Here is an 18,925-nt window from a genome sequence, read left to right on the forward strand (position 1 = left end):
CCTGGATTAGTTGGTTTATGTAATCAAGGTAATTATCTTCTTCTGGCCCGCTTCATGGGATTGTCTCCCGTGGAGGCGCCTCTTGCTCCTGAGTTTTGCTTGAAAAGCTCAAATCTGGATGGCAGCTGCTGTCTTGGCCAGTAATTATTTGCTTCGTCAATGTCGGCTGTTTCCCGGTAAGGGTCCAAGACAATGCTTTTGACCTCTTTGGTTTTAGGGAACACTTTGGTCACTTCCGATTCATTCAGTCTCCAGATTTCGGCTGGAATCGTTTCGATTTCGGAGGTGCCGTCCTGATAGTTAAACTGAATAATCAATGGCATAACCAATCCGCCAATGTTTTCAAATGTTACTTCATAAAAATTCATGCCAGAGTTAAGTAATTCTCTTTCTTTTTCGCTCAAACTGGCCATAAATTCTTTATACTCTTTCTCATCCTCCGGAGTGACACGGAATCGGTCGTAGCTGTTGTAGAAATCGCGGGTTTCTGGATCAGACTCTACTATCGTGCTTGCGATGTCATTTCTATTATGGGCCTTGGAGATGTAGTCCTCTTCCCTTTCAAAGGCTTCTTTTTGACGCGCCTTGACCTCCTTGGGATCTTTGCTGTCCATCTTGAACCAGTTCACTTCGCTGATGGACATATCCACAGGCTCGGTGCCGAAGAACCAACCCCTCCAGTACCAATCTAAATCAACTGCCGAAGCATCTTCCATGGTCCTGAAGAAATCTTCCGGAGTCGGATGCTTGAACTTCCATCGCTGGGCATATTCCTTAAATGCATAATCAAACAACTCTCTGCCCATCACCGTTTCCCTTAGGATGTTCAGAGCAGTAGCAGGCTTGGCATAGGCATTTGGCCCAAACTGGATGATGTTTTCAGAATTGGTCATGATGGGTTCGAGCAGGTGCTTTTCCGAACGCATGTAAGGTACGATCTTATGTGCTGGACCTCTTCGAGATGGGTAATCTCTGTCCCACTCTTGCTCGGCCATAAACTGCATAAAAGTATTCAACCCTTCGTCCATCCAGGACCACTGTCTTTCGTCAGAGTTGACAATCATTGGGAAGAAGTTGTGGCCTACCTCATGGATGATCACTGATATCATGCCGTATTTAACTGCTTCAGAATAGGTTCCATCTTCATCTGGACGGCCGTAGTTGAAGCAGATCATGGGGTACTCCATGCCATTGCTACCTTCTACAGAAATGGCAACTGGATATGGATAATCAAAGGTCTTTTCAGAATAGGATTTCAAAGTGTGTGCTACTACTCTGGTAGAATATTGCTCCCAAAGCGGGTTACCTTCCTTGCCGTAGTAGGACATGGCCATTACGTTTTTGCCGCCAAGTTCAACAGCCATGGCGTCCCAGATGAATTTTCTGGAACTGGTCCAGGCGAAGTCCCTAACATTTTCGGCATGGAAAATCCACGTTTTCCTGTCTTTGGCGCGGCCTTTTTCCAAACGCTCAGCCTCAGCTTGAGTACGGATTACGACCGGTTTGTCAAAAGTCTCCTTGGCTTGGTTCCATCTGTCAAGTTCGGCCGGGCTCATTACCTCCTCAGGGTTTTGGAGCACTCCGGTGGAACCCACCATATGGTCAGCCGGTACCGTGATGCTTACTTTGTAATCGCCAAAGGTCAGGGCAAATTCCCCTCTGCCGTAAAACTGCTTGTTTTGCCAGCCCTCGAAATCAGAATAAACGGCCATGCGAGGAAACCACTCAGCCATGGTGTAGAGGTAGTTGCCGTCTTTTTCGAAATACTCATAACCTGGTCTACCTCCAATAAAACTCATCCGGTCATGGATATTGAAGGACCAGTCGACGCGGAATTCGAAAGTCTCACCCGCTTTTAAAGGCTCGGGGAGGTCCACGCGCATCATGGTTTTGTTGATGGTAACCGGGATGTCATTGCCTTGGAGGTCTTGTACCGATTTGATTTGGTACCCAAGGTCAAGGTCATGCCAAAGAATGGTTTCCAGCTGTCGCAGGGACATGAGAGAATCAATCTTACTCGGCGCAATTTTATGTGTGTCCGAATCCTTTGCCCGCTCGTTTTGGTCGAGTTGGATCCAAAGGTATGTCAGTTGATCCGGAGAATTGTTGAAGTAGGTGACCTTTTGGGTGCCGGTAATGGATTGGTTATCATCATCGAGTTCCACTTCTATCTCATGATCGGCTTTTTGCTGCCAATACATATGTCCAGGCGCACCAGAGGCGGTTCTGTAAACATTCGGTGATCGGAGCATAGGTCCGAGCTGTTCAAACCTTTCAGCATGGTTTTGTTCACTGTGCTGTCCTTGGGCCAATGGGGAAAGCATAAAGCCTATTAGGACAAATAGAAACGTTTTTTTCATAAGTTGATGTTTGTGATTTTCCCCTCAGCCTTCCCGCAATTAACTAACTATTTTAATCTCCGGTCTCCCGTCTCCGGTCTTCCGTCTTTTTTACCAATATCTATTTTCCAAAACCATCATCACTGCCATACCCAACACCACTGCTGAAGTGACTAAGGTCCATTCCTTGCGGTTACCGAATATTCCGACAAACAAGGATCCTACTATTAAGAATATGGCTACGATAGCCAGCTGTCCAACTTCAAGGCCTAGGTTGAATGCCAACAGAGGCTGGAAGATTGAAGCTTCCTTGCCAAGTAGTGAGCGCAAGTAGTTTGAAAAGCCCAGTCCGTGGATCAGTCCAAAGAAAAGGGCGAAGAAATAGTTGAGCTGTACGCCGCGGCCATTGGTGGGTCGGGGCTTGAAAATGTTGAAAATGGCGGTAATGGCAATGGTCACCGGGATGAGAAACTCCACCATAGCTCCGTTGACCTTAATGATATTAAGGGTGGCCAATGCCAAAGTGATAGAGTGACCAATTGTAAAAGCGGTAACCAGAATAATAATCTTTCTCCAATCTCTACCTAGGTAAATGGCGCATAGTGCAATAACAAACAGAATGTGATCAAACCCCTCTAAATCTAATATGTGGGCAATACCTAATTTGAAATAAACTTCAAATTGACTCATAATTGTGACTTGTATTATAATATTTTAAGATGGCCCTTTTCGGGATTGTAATATTAATGTATAATTTGCACAAAAGTAGCAAAAGAAATAAGTAAATGCCTGTCCATTTTATTATCACCACCATTTTGGGATGGATGGTTTTTTTTCACCCCTTTTACATAAGTCTTACCGAAGCAAGGTACAATACTGATAGCCAAAGGTTGGAGGTAGCACAACGGATTTTCTGGGATGACTTGGAGGAAGCCTTGTCTGCGGAATATGGGGAATCGGTGAATTTCCTGAAACCTGATGACCAAACAGTACTTGATCATATGATTGAAAAATACCTTTTGGCCCATAATAAGGTTGAAGTCAATGGTAAGCTAATTCAAATGTCGTATCTGGGATTTGAAGTGGAGGAGGATGCCGCCTGGTTTTATCTGGAAAGTGAAAAGGTAAGAAAGCCTAGAGAGGTTAAATACAAGAACACCCTTTTGCTCGAGCGGTTTGCAGGGCAGCAGAATATCGTTCATATATATTGGGGCAAGAAGCCCAAATCATTGATGCTGGATAAGCGGAAAAAAGAAGGGGTTGTGAAGATCGGAAATTAGTCCTTTTTGAAGTCCATGCTGTAGATTCTCATCTGGTCGTTAAATTCACGACCTTTGATAAGAACTCTAAAGGTGCATTCATCACTGGAATAGTAGCCGATTAGATATTTGATGTTTTGGTGGGATTCCCCTTTGTGGACCACTTGGAAGTCCTCAGCCGGATAACGTTTGAAAAAGTCCCTAAAAACCAATTCCGCTTGGCTTCTAGAAAAATCACCCTGGCTGCCGTTAACATTTAATTCCACGGTGTTCTCAAAATATTTAGCCAAATCCCTGCTTGACCCCATTTTGAAAGATGAGATAATTTCTTCCACGGCTAAACCATTGGCCACGATGGGTATCATGATCAACATGGAGAAAATTAAAACAAAAAGGGCATTGGATTTTTTCATTACTGTGGCTTGTTCAAATACTTTGCCAATTTCACTTAACTTGGAAAAATAGGATTATTTATGTTTGTGGTGCAAAGCAACCTAAAATATTTCAATTCTAAAAATTCAATGACTTTAAATTTGAATCTGCTAAAGGTATCCCGATGATTGGGTAGGCCTTGAAGCAAAATTGCTATATTTGCCCTATGAATAAGAAAGTTTTACTGATGATTCTGGACGGTTGGGGTATTGCAACCAATCCGGAGGTTTCTGCCATTGCCAAGGCCAAGACACCTTTTATCGATTCTCTTTTTGAAAGATATCCACATTCTAAACTGGAAGCTTCTGGGCTTGCTGTAGGTTTGCCTGAAGGCCAGATGGGCAATTCCGAGGTAGGACATATGAATATCGGCGCCGGACGGATTGTTTATCAAGATCTGGTCAAAATCAACAATGCGGTCAAGAATGGTGACCTTTCAAATAATCCAATTTTAGCCCAAGCCTTTTCCAATGCTAAGGCAAGGGGAGGGAAAGTACATTTTATCGGGCTTGTGTCTGACGGAGGGGTACATTCCCATCTCGACCACCTCAAGGGACTCTGCGATGCCGCAAAGGCTAATGGGGTACAACAGGCTTTCATTCATGCCTTTACTGATGGCCGTGATACCGATCCTAAAGGAGGGGTCGCTTATCTAAGGGACCTGGAAGCCCATTTGGAGCATTCTACCGGCAAAATTGCCTCCGTAATTGGCCGCTATTATGCCATGGACCGAGACCACCGCTGGGAAAGGGTGAAACTGGCCTATGATGCCATGGTGAAGGGAGAAGGTGAAAGATCAAAAAATATTCTTGAGGCCATCCAAAAATCTTATGACAACGGCGTGACGGATGAATTTATCCGCCCAATAATCAGAATGAACGACGAAGGTAAGCCTCTTGGTCTGATAGAGGATAAAGATTTGGTTATCTGTTTCAATTTCAGAACTGATAGGGGACGTGAGATAACCCAGGTGCTTTCCCAAAGGGATTTTGATGAATACCAGATGAGAAAGCTTGACCTGGATTACATCACTTTTACCAATTATGATGAGACCTTCAACAATGTGAAGGTGATATTTGATAAGGATAATCTGCAGCAGACTCTTGGCGAAGTGCTATCTGAGGCAGGTAAAACCCAAATAAGAATTGCTGAAACCGAAAAATATCCACATGTGACTTTCTTCTTCTCGGGAGGAAGAGAAACGGTTTTTCAAGGCGAAAGCCGTATTCTTTGCAGTTCGCCCAAAGTGGCAACCTATGATCTTAAGCCGGAAATGAGCGCATTTGAGATCACTTCCAAAATCAACACTGAGCTGGAACGTGAGGATGTGGACTTTGTGTGCCTCAATTACGCTAATCCTGATATGGTAGGACATACTGGGGTTTTTGAAGCTGCGGTCAAAGCATGTGAAGCTGTGGATAAGTGTGCCGAGTCAGTCATTGGAACTGCATTGGCGCATGGATATACTACCATTGTAATTGCCGATCATGGAAACAGTGATATGATGATCAATGAGGATGGTACACCAAATACCGCCCACACGACTAATCTTGTCCCTTGTATTATGGTAGATCCTGTGGATAACTTAGAAGTAAAAGACGGAAAGCTGGGTGATCTTGCTCCTACTATATTGAAATTAATGGGAGTGGATATTCCAGCTGAGATGACTGGAGATGTGTTGTTGAAATAATATGTTCAAAAAGCTATTAGTATTCTGGATCTTGGTAGTTGGTTGTTTTTCCTGTCAAAACAGTCCCCAAGGGCCTGTGGAAAACCCCACCCAGATCCAGAAATATTTTTCCATTGCTGATTTTATCCAAGATCAAATTGAAAGACTGGAGGGTTTGGCTATTGAGAAGGACCTCTATGTCAACGGTGACCATGAACAGGTAATCCAACGTTTATCTTCAGAGGAATGGAGAAATGAATTGGATTGGTTCATTCAGGCTGATATTAATAAGGCATCCTTAGCAACAGCTTATGATATTCAGGAGAATAACGGGAAGACTTTGTATAAGTTGAAGGATGGAGAAAAGTCCGAAATTCAGGAAATGACAGTTTTTTACAATGGGGAGAGAGTAGATGAAGTCTGGATAAAGTCACATGACAGGAATACGTTCTACCAATCTGAAACCTTAGCGAAGTTATCCACAGACGCACTTACTGGTAAGTTATCCACATACGAGCTTGAAACCACCCAGAAAGTGGTTGTATTGAGCCCTAGGACGCTGAAAGTGAAGAGTAAGGTGGTTGATTAAGTGGAAGTACGAAAAACGAAGTACGAGGTAGGACACGGTTGCTCTCTGCGTCTTCCGCTCCTCGGCGGTTTATTTTTTTATTTTAGACGAACGCGAAGAAGATCAACCAAGTGATTATTAGGATTGGCAGTAATAGCGGAATGGAGAATCTCAGGATGTAGCCGAAGAAAGATGGCATTTTGATGCCGTTTTGTTCTGCTATGGATTTTACCATAAAGTTGGGACCGTTGCCGATATAGGTCATGGCACCGAAGAATACCGCCGCAATGGAAATGGCCATCAGTTCAAATGCCGAATTTTCATATTTGTTAAGGGCGAAATCCTGTACCATGGAAACACTATTTATATCTGCCCCTTGAGAAGCCATGGCCGCTGCAAGGAAATTCAGGTAAGTGAGAGCGTTGTCGAGGAATCCGGAAAGGAGACCCGTTCCCCAAAATAGCGTATTATGAGTGATAAGTGCTGACCCTTCAGGAGATTTGGCAAAGTTACCCACAAGTTCCAAGGCCGGCATCATTGTTCCGAAGATGCCAATAAATATGAAGGCTACCTCTCGGATAGGTTCAAAGTTAAATTCATTACCTTTAATTGCCTCTTTATTGGCAAACCTGTAGGAAAGAAATGCGACACTGAGCATGATGATTTCCCTCATGAAGGAAAACTTTTGGCCATCGTAATGAATGGCAGGGACCCAGTCCAGAACATTCGGGTCAAGGAAAACTGATAAGATCACCACCAAAAGCCAAAGGAAGTTTTTGGCGCCTACCATTTTAAACTTATTGGAGTAAGTCACCTCGTGCTCCAAAGCCAGTTCATCCTTAGTTTTTCCAAATCTACGGTCAATGAAGAAAAAGGCTGTTGAAAGTAAAGCTAAAGCAAGAACCCATGCGGGCCAGTTTGCCTCTAGAGTCCAAAAGAAAGGCACCCCTTTTAGGAAGCCAAGGAAGAGCGGAGGATCGCCAATAGGTGTCAAGGAGCCACCAACATTGCTAACCATAAAAATGAAAAAGATGATATGGTAAGCCTTGATGTTATTTTTGTTGAGTCGGATAAAAGGACGGATGAGCAACATGGAAGCCCCAGTGGTGCCTATCAAGTTGGAAACCAATGCGCCGATTACCAGTAGGGCAACATTGGCCAAGGGCGTAGATTTCTTGTCAATTTCGATCAATATACCCCCAGAAGCTATATACAATGAAGCCAAAAGTGCGATAAACTGTATGTACTCGGCCATAGCATGAACCGGGTGATGTACATTGTGCAGTACAAATAGGTAATAACAGACCACTATGAAAGCCAATCCTACCGCTACTTTTGGATAATGATGGTGCCAAAAATGCTCATAAAAAAGAGGTCCTGTCGCTATCATCAACAGCAGCAGTACAAATGGGATAACAAGCCACCCAGGGGCATGGCCATGCTCTTCTAAATGTTCTGGTTCCAAGATGGATTCAGGCACCTGGTCGGTGTCTAAATCTTGGATGTTCTCTTGATATTCTGGGTTGGTTTCTTGCGTGGGTGTGGTTTGCTGAGCCTGTAGGGGTGAAAGAGAAAGGCCCATCAGCAGCATTAAAACAGCAACAAAGTTTTTCATTAAGGTTTGATCTATCTGGATCCTCAAATTTAGATATTAGATAGATCTCTTTTTACATTTAGAAAAAAAAATGTATGAATGGTAAGGGGAGCCTGAAATCAAAAAAGGGACACTGAGTTACGCGGAGTTTTAAAAGGAGTTTCGCAGAGTTCCTTCACAGCGAATTCAATGATTTAAAATTGGGAAATAGGAAGTGAAATAGCATAAAAAAACCAGGCCGAAAGATATAGCCTGGTTTTCAATATTAATTAAACGCCCATAAATTAAACCAATTGCTTCAACGCTATCTCGAAGGATGACTGGGCGATCCTGGTTTTTTCTGGGTTCTTTTCATGGGTTTTTTTCATGGCCTTGGCAATGGTTCTGCTGACGTCCTTGAAGATTCCATCATCAGTTAACAATACCTTTTCTGACATAAGGTAGGCAAAAACCCTTGCCATTCCGCAGTTGGCAATGAAATCAGGGATTACGGCTACTCGCTCGTCTGCAAAAACACCCGTGGGGCCGAAGAAAATCTCGCTATCTGCAAACGGTACGTTTGCACCACAAGAGATAACTTCAAGTCCTGCGTTGGCCATTCTTTCCACCTGATCCTTGGTAACAAGTCTGGAAGCCGCAGCAGGAATGAATATTTCACTCTGAATATCCCAAACTCTCTGATTCATTTCCTCAAATGAAATCATGTTTTCCGCCACCAATTTGTTGCCATCTCGGTTTACAAATAACTCACGGACTTCATCAAGGCTAAAACCGTTTTCGTTGATTAAACCGCCTTCACGGTCGATGATGCCGACGATTTTTACGCCTTCCACTGCGAGGAAACATGCAGCAGCGGCACCCACGTTGCCCCATCCTTGGATGACAGCTCTTTTACCTTTGAGGTTGCCACCCCAAGTTTTGTAATAATGTCTAACCGCCTCCGCTACTCCGTATCCGGTGATCATATCGGCTACGGTGTACTTCTTCTGCCCGTTAGGTGTATAGTGGGGATCTTCCAGAACTTTGGAAACTCCTTGGCGCAACTGGCCTATTTTTCTGATTTTTTGTGGTTCGGTGGCGTGGAAATGACCGTTTACCACACCTTCTTGTGGATGCCAAAGCCCATATGATTCGGTGATCGGAATCACTTCATGGATTTCATCCACATTGAGGTCCCCACCGGTGCCATAGTAGTTTTTCAACAAAGGCATAACAGCCTTATACCATCTTTTCAAAACCTCGTCTTTTCTAGGGTCGGCAGGATCAAAGTTGATTCCTGACTTGGCTCCGCCTATAGCAGGACCTGATACGGTGAACTTTACCTCCATGGTTTTAGCAAGGGATTCTACTTCTCTTTTGTCTAGACCTTTTCTCATTCGAGTTCCTCCGCCGGCAGCACCGCCACGGAGTGAATTGATGACCACCCAGCCTTCCGCTTCGGTTTCGCTATCGCTCCATTCAAAAACAATTTCAGGTTGTTTGTTTTCAAACTTGGCTAATAATTCTTTCATTACATTTGGGTTTATAGTGTTAGGCAAAAATATTAAAATTGTTCACATAAATAAGGGCCAGGTTAGCAAAGCGCTGGATTTTTTGTCAGGGAAGATCATTAATCAATTCCAGACCATAACATATGCCACCTATATTATCCTTGCTCGCCCCAGTCACACTGGCCAGACAGTTGGGTTCATTTCTAAGGAAGAGTGCACCCATAAATGCAAAGATCAACGCTTCTTTATATTCCACTACTTCTGCTTCAGGCACTACTACCTCAATTTTAGGTGAAAGCCGCTGCTGCAGACTTTCTATAAAATAGATGTTGTATGCTCCGCCTCCAGTCACCAGCATACGGCCTGATTTCTTCTTAGGGATGGCGTTTGCCAGCTGCTCTACATAATGTGCGTTAAGAGTAGCCAAAATATCTTCTGGCAAAGTGGGAATTTCAGAAAACATGGGAAAAAATACTTCTTCGATATCTTCCCGGCCAAGAGACTTAGCCTTTTTAGACGCATAAAAAGGAATAGAGTTTAGCTTTTGGAGTAGATCTGAATTTACATTTCCTTTTCTGGCCAATTCTCCTCCATTATCATAGGGTTTCCCAAGTTTTTTCGCGAAATGATTCAATAAAAGATTGAACGGGGAGACATCAAAAGCTTGTCTTCTTCCCTCGTTCTCAAATGAGATATTTGCAATACCGCCAAGATTCAGGCAATAGTCAAATTCATTGAATAAAAGCATATCACCAATTGGAACCAAAGGAGCGCCTTGTCCTCCTAGCTGCACATCACGCATCCGGAAATCGTTGATTACCGGCAATCCGCAACTTTCGTGTAGGCTCCAGCCATTGCCGATTTGGTAAGTGTTGCCTAGGTCGGGACGGTGGAAAACCGTATGTCCATGTGAGGCTACTGCCAAGGGTTGGAGGTTTGTAGCCTCGCAAAATGTTTTGACCTGTTTACCCATCCATTTTCCAAAATTGATGTCCAGTAACCTGAGTTTTTCTGCGTCAAGCAAATGGCTTTGAGAAAGTTGGTTGCCCAGATCGTCAGGAAAGGTAGCCGTTTTAGCCTCTTTGATAGCATATCTCCAACCTTGGGTTTTTACAAATTCGCAGTAGGCTATATCCAAGCCATCGCCCGATGTACCGGACATAAGGCCTATTATTCCATAGGTTTTGCTAGTAGACATGCTGGGTTAAAGTTTGTTAAATACAAGGGGGTAAAGTTAAATTTATTCTATCGAAAACCCGACCTTTTTTATTATTCCTTAAATTTAGAGCGAACTTTCGGCTGTAGCCAAAATCAACCCTTATCGGCAATTTGAGAAACTTAATTATAGACATAGGCAACTGCCGCATCAAAACCGGGCTTTTCTGGAGCAACAAGCTTCAGGAGGAACGCTGGTTTGGATTGCTTTCCGAGGTTACCCAATATGCCGAATCTGTGGAGATGGATCAAACGCTGGTAAGTTCCGTGCGTGAAGACCAGGATACGCTGAGGAACGAATGGTCGTTTGACTTTCTGTATTTCGATCACACCTTGCCCATACCTATATTTAATAGGTATTCAACTCCCCAAACACTGGGACTTGACCGACTTGCTGCCGTGATCGGTGCATTAGATTGGGCACAAGGCCCACTTTTAAGCATTGATATGGGTACCTGCATCACTTATGATTTGCTGGATGAAAGTAGAAACTATTTGGGCGGGGCCATTTCACCTGGGCTGCAGATGAGGGCCAGGGCAATGCATGAGTTTACCGCCAAGCTTCCAATGGTTTCTTTTGATCAATCGGTCAAGGCCGTCGGGGATAGCACGGAGACCTGCTTGCAGAGCGGAATTTTTCATGGGGTAAAGGGCGAGATTTTGGGCTTTGTCGACCAATATGCTCAAAATCATACAGATTTGAAGGTGTTTATTTGTGGTGGTGACGCTAATTACTTTGAAAGTCTGACAAAAGACCACATATTTGTAATCCCCAATTTGGTCCTTCATGGATTGAATAGAATTTTAACTTACAATGTCGAGAAAAACTAGACTGAATATCCTGGGTGTGATGAGCACCTTTTTAATACAATTTACCGTGTTTGCCCAGTCCGGGACGACTACTTATAGCTCTTTGGGTATAGGTCATCTCAATACTTCTGGATTTACACAAAACCAAGCAATGGGAGGCTTGGGCATTAGCTACGGCAACAGCTTAGGGGTCAACCACGTCAATCCGGCTCTGTCTGTTCAAAACTATGCCTTCAACTTTCAGGCTGCGTTTAATTATAACAGACTGACGGCAACTACTGGAGACAGGTCTGCTCAACTTGATGGTGGGGGATTAGGCTACGCGGCCATGTCCCTTCCTGTAAAACCCTCGAAGATGTCGATCGGTGTGGGACTAAACCAGATCAGTTCGGTAAACTATGATCTTTCCCAGCGTAGTCCGGTCCAAAATTCTGATTTATATAGTTTCAATGTGATCGAAGGGAACGGCGGGCTAAGTGAAACCTATGTCAATACAGGATTCAAAGTAGCCAAAAACTTCCATTTGGGCTTGCAAGCTTCATACGTTTTCGGTTCGACAGTAAGAACGAATATTCTTTCTTTGGAGAATGAAAATGGAGAAAGGCGAGGGGTAGAGTCTGAATATTATGAAAGATTAACATTGAACGATATCGCTTTTAAGGGGGGTGCGCACTATATGGCTCCCTTGGGAAAACAGCGTTATCTTCATTTAGGAGCCATTTATCAGGTCTACGGAGACATTAGTGGAAAAGAATTTGCTAAAGTGGCCGATTTTGGTCAAGCTAGCAACCCGAATGCCCCAGGTAGCGTTCTAAGTGATAATGTGGAAGGATCCATCTATTTACCTAACAGAGTAGGTTATGGTGTCAGTTATGAAAAACTTAACAAGTTCATGATTGGACTTGAGGCCCAGCATCAGGACTTCTCTAAGTATAGATCATTTGATGGTGCTACCGGAGTGATGAACAACTCCTTTAAAGTGGCCTTGGGAGGTCAATATATCCCGGATTTATTCTCTATAGAAAGTGTGTTTGCCCGCTCTATGTACCGATTTGGGGTAGAATTTGAACAAACGCCATATTTAGTTAATAACACGGCAATCAATGACCTTGGCATTAATTTTGGAGCGTCGATTCCTATGAATCAGCTCTCCCTGATGAACGTCGCAATGAAACTAGGAACAAGAGGAACTACCGATAATGGTTTGGTTCAAGAGAACTATTTCAAGGTATCCTTAGGTTTTTCGATAAATGACAATAGTTGGTTCTATAAAAAAGTATTTGAATAAAATATGAAAATGATGAAAGCAAAATCAGCCTTATTAGGTGTACTGTCCTTCATGGTAGTGGGGATGGTCCAAGCTCAGGGAACTTGGAACTGGCCGGAAGATCCTGAAAAAGAATCGAAAGCCAGAGAGTATAACGCTGCCTACAACGATTACATGAAATCCGGTGAGTTTATTGCCGCCACGAAACCTTTAAACTGGTTGCTTACTAATGCACCAGATTTGAACGAGGCCCTTTATATCAACGGGGTGAAAGTTTATGACGGAGCTCAGAAGGCAGTGGAAGACGCAGATCAGAAAAAAGTATATCAGGATTCTGTCATGGTTATATATGACAAGAGAAATGAGCTTTATGATAATGAAGACAGGTGGATTGAAAACAAGGCTTACTACGGCTATCAGTATTTCAAAGATGATAAAGAAAGAGTAGGAGGCGCTGTGGAAGATTTCGACAAAGCAATTGAAATCCACGGTTCAATTTCTCATACTTTGACTCCAGCTTACTTTGACTTGGTAAGAAGACATTATCTGATGAACAAGACTTTGTCTACAGATGATTTGCTTGACAGGTTGGCAACGGTAACTGAAATCATTGACAATGCTGAGGCTGAAGGTACAAACGTGGCCACTCAGAGAGGTCAGGTGGAGCAATTGGTAGTAGCGATGGATTTGATCGACTGTGACTTTATCGAAAACAAGTTAGGTCCAAGGTTGCAAGCCGAGCCTGAGAATATCAAGCTGGCTCAGCAAATCTTCCAATACTCTGTTAAATACAAGTGTACAAACACAGAAGCTTTTACAGCATCTCTTGAAATCATCGATAATGATGACCCTACATTCTCGACTTCTCAAGTGAGAGGTATGAGATATATGCAGAATAAAGAGTATGATAGAGCTATTGAGTTGTTCGAAAAAGCCTTGACATTGGCTTCTACGGACGAGCAAAGAGGTGATGTACATTATGACATCGCTAAGGCGCAGTCTCAAACAGGTAAAAAATCTCAAGCTAGATCTTCTGCAAGAAAAGCAGCGGAGTTGAATTCTAACAAAACTGCAGATTCTTACTCATTGATTGGAAACTTATATATGTCTTCTTCTCAGGAGTGTCGTGGTGGTCAGAGTAGAGTGAAAGATTACTCTATCTTCATTGCTGCATACGATGCATTCCGCAGAGCTGGTGACAATTCTGGAATGTCTAATGCGAAAGCAAGATTCCCTTCCAAAGAGGAGTTGTTTACAGAAGGGTATGAAGTAGGGCAGACTATTAATACTGGTTGCTGGATAGGTGAAGACGTAGCCTTGGCAACAAGAGATTAATTGATAAAAAATCATAAATTTAAAGAGCGGTAGGAATGCCGCTCTTTTTTTTGTGGTTTAAGCACAAAGCTTAGTTTCCTGAATTATTTTCTAAATTTGCAACATGAGAAGTTTCTTTGTGCTTATGCTTATTTGCATAAGTTTGTTTTCTTGTAGGGAAGATGTAGATCCTAGCCAGCTGGAGGATTACATGGGCCCGACAAGTGTAAGTTATAATATAGTCCTTTACCATAGTGATTCCACGATAGTGAGGACCAAATTGATGGGTGACAAGCAGATGGAGTTTGCCAATGGAGATTATGAATTTCCTGAAGGCATAGAAATCCACTTTTTCGAAAAGGATGGGGAAATGTCGTCTACCATCCAAGCTGACAAAGGGTTTTTTGACCGGAAAACGAACCTTTACAGGGGAGAAGGCGATGTAAGAGTGAATAACCTGCAAAAAAACCAGAAGCTAAACTCTGAAGAGTTATTTTGGGATCCGGACAAGAAGATAATTTATACAGAGAAATTTGTTACGGTGCAGGAAGAGGGGCGTATTATTAACGGTACGGGTCTGGAGGCTGACGAAGGCTTTAACGAATATCAATTCAAAAAAGTAACGGGTATGCTTCCCATACCTGGAGAAGACGAATAATGAAAGTACAAGACATAGTATTGCTGGCGCTGTCAGCAGCATTGATTATAATTGGTATACATCTATCCATCACTCAGGGAATAGGACTGTCCTACCCTGTGTTTATGTTTGCGGTGGCGTTGCTGTTTTGGTTTAAGCTCAGGCGTAACAAACAGGAAGAGATGAACCCAGATCACAAACCCGAAGAAAGGCTTCAAAGGAAAAAGAAACGCTAGATGGATTATTCTTACTTTGGAATAGTATTAGTTTCATTGCTGTTTTCCGCCTTTTTCTCAGGGATGGAGATAGCCTTCGTGTCAGCCAACAAGCTTCATATTGAACTTCAAGGGAAGCAGGGAGATTTTACTGGCCGGGTCCTTTCTAATTTCAACAAGCGGCCGGGGCAATTTTTGGGCACTACCCTGTTAGGCAATACAGTATCCCTGGTGTTGTATGGTATTTTCATGGCTAACCTGCTTGAGCCTGCCCTGTTGGGGTGGTTGCCTGCCATTTTTGAAAATCAGGCTTTTCTATTAATCATTCAAACTGTGATTGCTACCCTGGTAGTGCTCGTGACTGCTGAATTTATACCTAAGAGTATATTCATGCTCAATCCCAACAGTTTACTTGCCGTTTTTGCTGTCCCATTTCTCATCATCTATTATTTCATGTATCCGATAGTATGGGTGGTGGTATGGCTATCTAAGGTATTCATCACCAAAGTACTTAATCTGGAGTACAGTGAGGATAAGCCGGTTTTTAAGATCACTGATTTAAATTCATTTATTCAGAACAATCTTGAGGTAGTCGGGGATGAGAAAAAGATGGATTTGGATACCAAGATTTTTGATAAAGCAGTGGAGTTCAAAACCATCAAAGTTCGAGAGTGTATGGTGCCCAGAACCGATGTGGTCGCTGTGGATATCGAGGAAGACATTGAGGAGATTAAAAATGTGTTTGTGGAAAGTGGGCATTCCAAAGTGATTGTGTACAGAGACAGCATTGATGATGTGATTGGGTATTGCCATTTGTTGGAGCTTTTCAAAAAGCCGAAGAGCATATCTGATATTTTAACTCCAATTATCATCGTGCCGGAGTCTGCTTTAGCTAATGATTTACTGGTTCAGTTTATATCAGAGCGAAAGAGTATGGCTTTGGTGGTAGATGAATTTGGAGGCACGAGTGGTATTGTAAGTATGGAGGATATCATCGAAGAAATTTTCGGAGAAATAGAGGATGAGTATGATAATGACGATTTGATAGAACAAGAGATTGGTGAAAATGAATATTTGCTCAGTGCTCGGCATGAAATAGATTATTTAAATGAAAAATATTCTTGGAATCTACCCTCCGGAGATTTTGAAACTTTATCGGGATTTATTTTGTCAATTACAGAAGATATTCCCAAAAAAGGAGCTTCAGCGACGTTTGGACCCTATCATTTCACAGTCGTGTCCAAGCAGGAGCACCGAATTGATACCGTAAAATTGAAAATCCTCCCCGTATCTTAACTCAATTAATAATTATTGAAGGCATATAATTTTGAATTTACGGCCAGATGTAATTATTTTGCGACACTTCAAAAACTAGAAGAATGGCATTAATTAAAAAAATCAGACAGAGAACAGGTCTTGCAATAGGTGTTATTGCGGTAGGTTTAATATTTTTCCTTGTAGGAGGAGATATATTGAGCCCGAATTCAACGCTTTTGGGCGGTAGCTCAAACACCGTAGGTGAAATAGCGGGTGAGAAAATTTCCTATGAGGAATATGTGCAGAAGATAGAGGAAGCTAAGTTCTCCTTTCAGCAAAACACTGGAAGAACCCCTTCTGAAAATGAGATGTACAGTCTTCGTGAGCAAGCTTGGCAGGCGCTTATCGTTGAGCGTATGTTTGCTGAGCAGTACGATGAACTAGGTATGATGGTATCCGACGCAGAGTTGGTAGACATGGTACAAGGTAGAAACATTGTGGCCGAGTTGCGTCAGCAGTTGACTAATCCGGAAACAGGTGAATTTGACAGAGAGCAATTAATCGCTTTCCTTCAGTCGCTTGATGACGCGGATCCCCAGCAGAGAGCATTCTGGGCCCAGCAGGAAAGGTTGTTTGCTGATGCCAGATTGAGAATTAAGTATGACAATTTGCTTTCCACTGCTGTATACGCTTCTAAAGCCGAAGGTAAATTGGAGCACAAAATGGAAAATACTGTTGCTGATGTAGACCATTTGTTTATTCCATTCTATGCCGTTTCTGACAGCGAGGTTCAGGTAACTGATAGCGAGTTAAAAGACTATATCAAGAATAACAAGGATAAGTTTCAGGTAAGTAACTCAAGAGATATTGAATATGTGGCTTTCGCTCTTACCCCAAGTGCTGAAGATTCGGCTCAGGTAAGAAGAGAAATCGAAAGATTGACTGAGGAGTTGAGAGCTACGGAATCTGATTCTGTGTTTGCAATTAGAAACTCTGAGACCAACAATGCCTTTAGAACTTATTTGGCAGGTGATAATCTTCCAAACACTTTGACTTCGAATGTTGAAAACTTAGAAAAAGGCGGTGTATACGGACCATTCTTAACACAGAGATCAACTTTCGTAACTTACAAGGTTTCTGACAAATTTGAGGGAACCGAAAGAATGAGAGCAAGCCACATTCTTTTTGGTACAGAAGGACTGGACGAAAACCAAAAAGCAGAACTAAAAAATCAAGCGGAAGCTGTACTTAAGCAGGCTCGTGATGGTGAAGACTTCGCTACATTGGCTATGCAGCATGGTCAAGACGGTACTTCCCAAAGAGGTGGTGATCTTGGATGGTTTGGTCAGGATGACTTTATCGAAGAATTCTCAAGTGTAACTTACGCTGCTAAATCTACTGGAGTAGTTCCAAGATTGGTTGAAACAGAATATGGTTTCCATATCATTAAAGTAACTGAAATGCCTCAAACGCAGGCTTACAAAGTTGCTACCGTGGAGCTTGAGCTTATCGCCAGCGATATGACAAGAAACGAGGCATACAGAAATGCGGACTATTTTGCAGCAAGTAGCTCCAGTCAAAGTGATTTCAGAGCAAATGCTCAGCAAGAAGGCTACAGAGTGTTGCAGGCTAACGGCCTTGATCAAGGAGCCAGAAACCTGAACAACATCCAGAATGCTAGAGAGGTGATCAGATGGGCATTCAATGATGCTTCAGTAAATAAGGTATCCGAAGTGTTTGAACTTGATAATGCTTATGTGGTTGCTGTCTTGACTGACAAAACTGAAGAAGGAACTGCTTCTTTGGAGCAAGTAAGAGATGAGGTAACTACTTTGTTGAAAAATGAGAAGAAAGCTAAGATCATCGCTGAAAAGTTGAAAGGAAAGAGTTCCTTGGAAGATATGAAAGCAGTATTTGAAGGCGACGCTTCTCTAGGAAATACACCTGATTTGAGACTGGGCTCTACAGTGATCCCAGGCGTTGGGTTTGCTCCAAGAGCCATCGGTACTATTTTTGGAATTGAAAATAATCAAGTTTCTCAGCCGATTAAGGAAGACGTTGGGGTGATTTTGGTGAAAGTGAACAATGTAACCAAAGCTGGAGAGCTTTCTGATTACTCCAGGTACCAGAGCCAATTGACTACGAATTCCTCGCAGAGAACTGCCTATATGCTAATGATGGCAATGGAAGAATTGGCAGAAGTGATAGATTACAGATACAGATTCTTCTAGGAGAGTCCTACATATACTAAATCCCATCCTCCTTGCAGAGGGTGGGATTTTTTTGTTGTAGGGATTTAATTTGTATACACGGGCGTTATGAAGTTTATATAATCGAGAAAATATGCAGAAGAAATTTGATAAGGAGAGTTTTAAGGAAAAGCTAGAAGCTCAGACCAACTTTCCGTCTGTTTATATGTTTAAATTTATCATCCCTAACGGTCGGCAGGATGAAATTGCCGCGCTGCTTCCGAATTGTGATATGACGGTGAAGGAATCCACTAAGGGGACCTATGTCAGTGCTACCATCAAGGCCATGATGCCAAGTAGTGATGCTGTAATGGATGTATATGAGCGTGCCTCTACCATAGAGGGCGTAATTTCACTTTAACACTTTAAATACTTAAACCTATGTGGGCTGAAGAGAACAACAGATTAAGGAAGACTTTTGAATTTAAGGATTTTCAGGAGGCATTTGCTTTTATGACCAGAGTGGCTTTTTTGGCCGAGCAGCATCAGCATCATCCTAACTGGAGCAATGTATACAACAAGGTGGATATTGAGCTCACCACGCATGATGCCGGCAATACAGTGACTGATAAGGACCGCAAACTGGCAAATGCCATCGACAAGCTATAAA

General features: G+C 42.7%; 18 protein-coding genes. 12 read left to right on the forward strand and 6 right to left on the reverse strand.

Annotation, left to right across the window (positions count from 1 at the left end; genetic code table 11):
* Positions 1-32 precede the first annotated feature (32 nt).
* Both FPL27_RS01415 and FPL27_RS01420 read right to left on the reverse strand, forming a co-directional pair.
* A complete protein-coding gene (locus FPL27_RS01415) occupies positions 33-2,360 on the reverse strand; it encodes a M1 family metallopeptidase (RefSeq protein WP_185974261.1) in 2,328 nt (775 codons plus the stop codon).
* Between the two features lie 90 nt (positions 2,361-2,450).
* Positions 2,451-3,029: a HupE/UreJ family protein gene (locus FPL27_RS01420; RefSeq protein ID WP_143959389.1), complete on the reverse strand. Its 579-nt coding sequence runs from the start codon at positions 3,027-3,029 to the stop codon at positions 2,451-2,453.
* 95 nt (positions 3,030-3,124) lie between these two features.
* On the opposite strand from FPL27_RS01420, the gene FPL27_RS01425 reads away from it, so the two are divergent.
* Positions 3,125-3,619 carry a DUF6702 family protein gene (locus FPL27_RS01425; protein WP_143959390.1) on the forward strand — a complete coding sequence of 165 codons (495 nt, stop codon included), beginning with the start codon at positions 3,125-3,127 and terminating at the stop codon, positions 3,617-3,619.
* On the opposite strand, the gene FPL27_RS01430 is transcribed toward FPL27_RS01425, so the two are convergent.
* The gene (locus FPL27_RS01430; RefSeq protein ID WP_235893353.1) at positions 3,616-4,011 is read right to left on the reverse strand and encodes a DUF4783 domain-containing protein; all 396 of its coding nucleotides are present in this window, start codon (positions 4,009-4,011) and stop codon (positions 3,616-3,618) included. The two genes, FPL27_RS01425 and FPL27_RS01430, sit on opposite strands and share 4 nt — an antisense overlap.
* A gap of 185 nt (positions 4,012-4,196) precedes the next feature.
* On the opposite strand from FPL27_RS01430, the gene gpmI reads away from it, so the two are divergent.
* Together gpmI and FPL27_RS01440 are read left to right on the forward strand one after the other, a co-directional pair.
* Entirely contained in the window at positions 4,197-5,720 is a 1,524-nt protein-coding gene (gpmI, locus tag FPL27_RS01435) for a 2,3-bisphosphoglycerate-independent phosphoglycerate mutase (protein ID WP_143959391.1), read from the forward strand.
* A 1-nt stretch (position 5,721) separates the two neighbouring features.
* Positions 5,722-6,288 carry a hypothetical protein gene (locus tag FPL27_RS01440; protein ID WP_143959392.1) on the forward strand — a complete coding sequence of 189 codons (567 nt, stop codon included), beginning with the start codon at positions 5,722-5,724 and terminating at the stop codon, positions 6,286-6,288.
* A gap of 82 nt (positions 6,289-6,370) precedes the next feature.
* Here FPL27_RS01440 and FPL27_RS01445 read toward each other — a convergent pair whose 3' ends face one another.
* The 3 genes from FPL27_RS01445 to FPL27_RS01455 all read right to left on the reverse strand — a co-directional run bounded on the left by FPL27_RS01445 (position 6,371) and on the right by FPL27_RS01455 (position 10,549).
* Positions 6,371-7,882 (reverse strand): sodium:proton antiporter, encoded by a 1,512-nt coding sequence (locus tag FPL27_RS01445; RefSeq protein WP_143959393.1) that lies wholly within the window; start codon positions 7,880-7,882, stop codon positions 6,371-6,373.
* Positions 7,883-8,145: 263 nt separating this feature from the next.
* Entirely contained in the window at positions 8,146-9,372 is a 1,227-nt protein-coding gene (locus FPL27_RS01450; protein ID WP_143959394.1) for a Glu/Leu/Phe/Val dehydrogenase dimerization domain-containing protein, read from the reverse strand.
* Positions 9,373-9,457: 85 nt separating this feature from the next.
* The gene (locus FPL27_RS01455) at positions 9,458-10,549 is read right to left on the reverse strand and encodes an anhydro-N-acetylmuramic acid kinase (protein WP_143959395.1); all 1,092 of its coding nucleotides are present in this window, start codon (positions 10,547-10,549) and stop codon (positions 9,458-9,460) included.
* Positions 10,550-10,680: 131 nt separating this feature from the next.
* On the opposite strand from FPL27_RS01455, the gene FPL27_RS01460 reads away from it, so the two are divergent.
* From FPL27_RS01460 to FPL27_RS01500, 9 genes are all read left to right on the forward strand, one after another.
* A complete protein-coding gene (locus tag FPL27_RS01460) occupies positions 10,681-11,397 on the forward strand; it encodes a type III pantothenate kinase (RefSeq protein WP_143959396.1) in 717 nt (238 codons plus the stop codon).
* A complete protein-coding gene (locus FPL27_RS01465) occupies positions 11,381-12,664 on the forward strand; it encodes a hypothetical protein (RefSeq protein ID WP_143959397.1) in 1,284 nt (427 codons plus the stop codon). Before FPL27_RS01460 ends, FPL27_RS01465 begins: the two co-directional genes overlap by 17 nt.
* 9 nt (positions 12,665-12,673) lie before the next feature.
* Positions 12,674-13,978, forward strand: coding sequence for a tetratricopeptide repeat protein (locus FPL27_RS01470; RefSeq protein ID WP_317129419.1), 1,305 nt, complete (start codon positions 12,674-12,676; stop codon positions 13,976-13,978).
* Between the two features lie 103 nt (positions 13,979-14,081).
* The gene (gene lptC, locus FPL27_RS01475; RefSeq protein ID WP_143959398.1) at positions 14,082-14,615 is read left to right on the forward strand and encodes an LPS export ABC transporter periplasmic protein LptC; all 534 of its coding nucleotides are present in this window, start codon (positions 14,082-14,084) and stop codon (positions 14,613-14,615) included.
* Entirely contained in the window at positions 14,615-14,830 is a 216-nt protein-coding gene (locus FPL27_RS01480; RefSeq protein ID WP_143959399.1) for a hypothetical protein, read from the forward strand. Before lptC ends, FPL27_RS01480 begins: the two co-directional genes overlap by 1 nt.
* Positions 14,831-16,105 carry a hemolysin family protein gene (locus tag FPL27_RS01485; protein WP_143959400.1) on the forward strand — a complete coding sequence of 425 codons (1,275 nt, stop codon included), beginning with the start codon at positions 14,831-14,833 and terminating at the stop codon, positions 16,103-16,105.
* Between the two features lie 83 nt (positions 16,106-16,188).
* Complete coding sequence (locus tag FPL27_RS01490; protein WP_143959401.1) at positions 16,189-18,297, forward strand: peptidylprolyl isomerase; 2,109 nt, start codon at positions 16,189-16,191, stop codon at positions 18,295-18,297.
* Positions 18,298-18,409: 112 nt separating this feature from the next.
* The gene (locus FPL27_RS01495) at positions 18,410-18,676 is read left to right on the forward strand and encodes a DUF493 family protein (protein ID WP_143959402.1); all 267 of its coding nucleotides are present in this window, start codon (positions 18,410-18,412) and stop codon (positions 18,674-18,676) included.
* A 20-nt stretch (positions 18,677-18,696) separates the two neighbouring features.
* Entirely contained in the window at positions 18,697-18,924 is a 228-nt protein-coding gene (locus FPL27_RS01500; RefSeq protein ID WP_143959403.1) for a 4a-hydroxytetrahydrobiopterin dehydratase, read from the forward strand.
* The last annotated feature ends 1 nt before the right edge of the window (position 18,925 follow it).

Origin of the sequence: Litoribacter populi (assembly GCF_007483685.1) — a bacterium.
In the GTDB taxonomy this organism is placed as follows: domain Bacteria; phylum Bacteroidota; class Bacteroidia; order Cytophagales; family Cyclobacteriaceae; genus Litoribacter; species Litoribacter populi.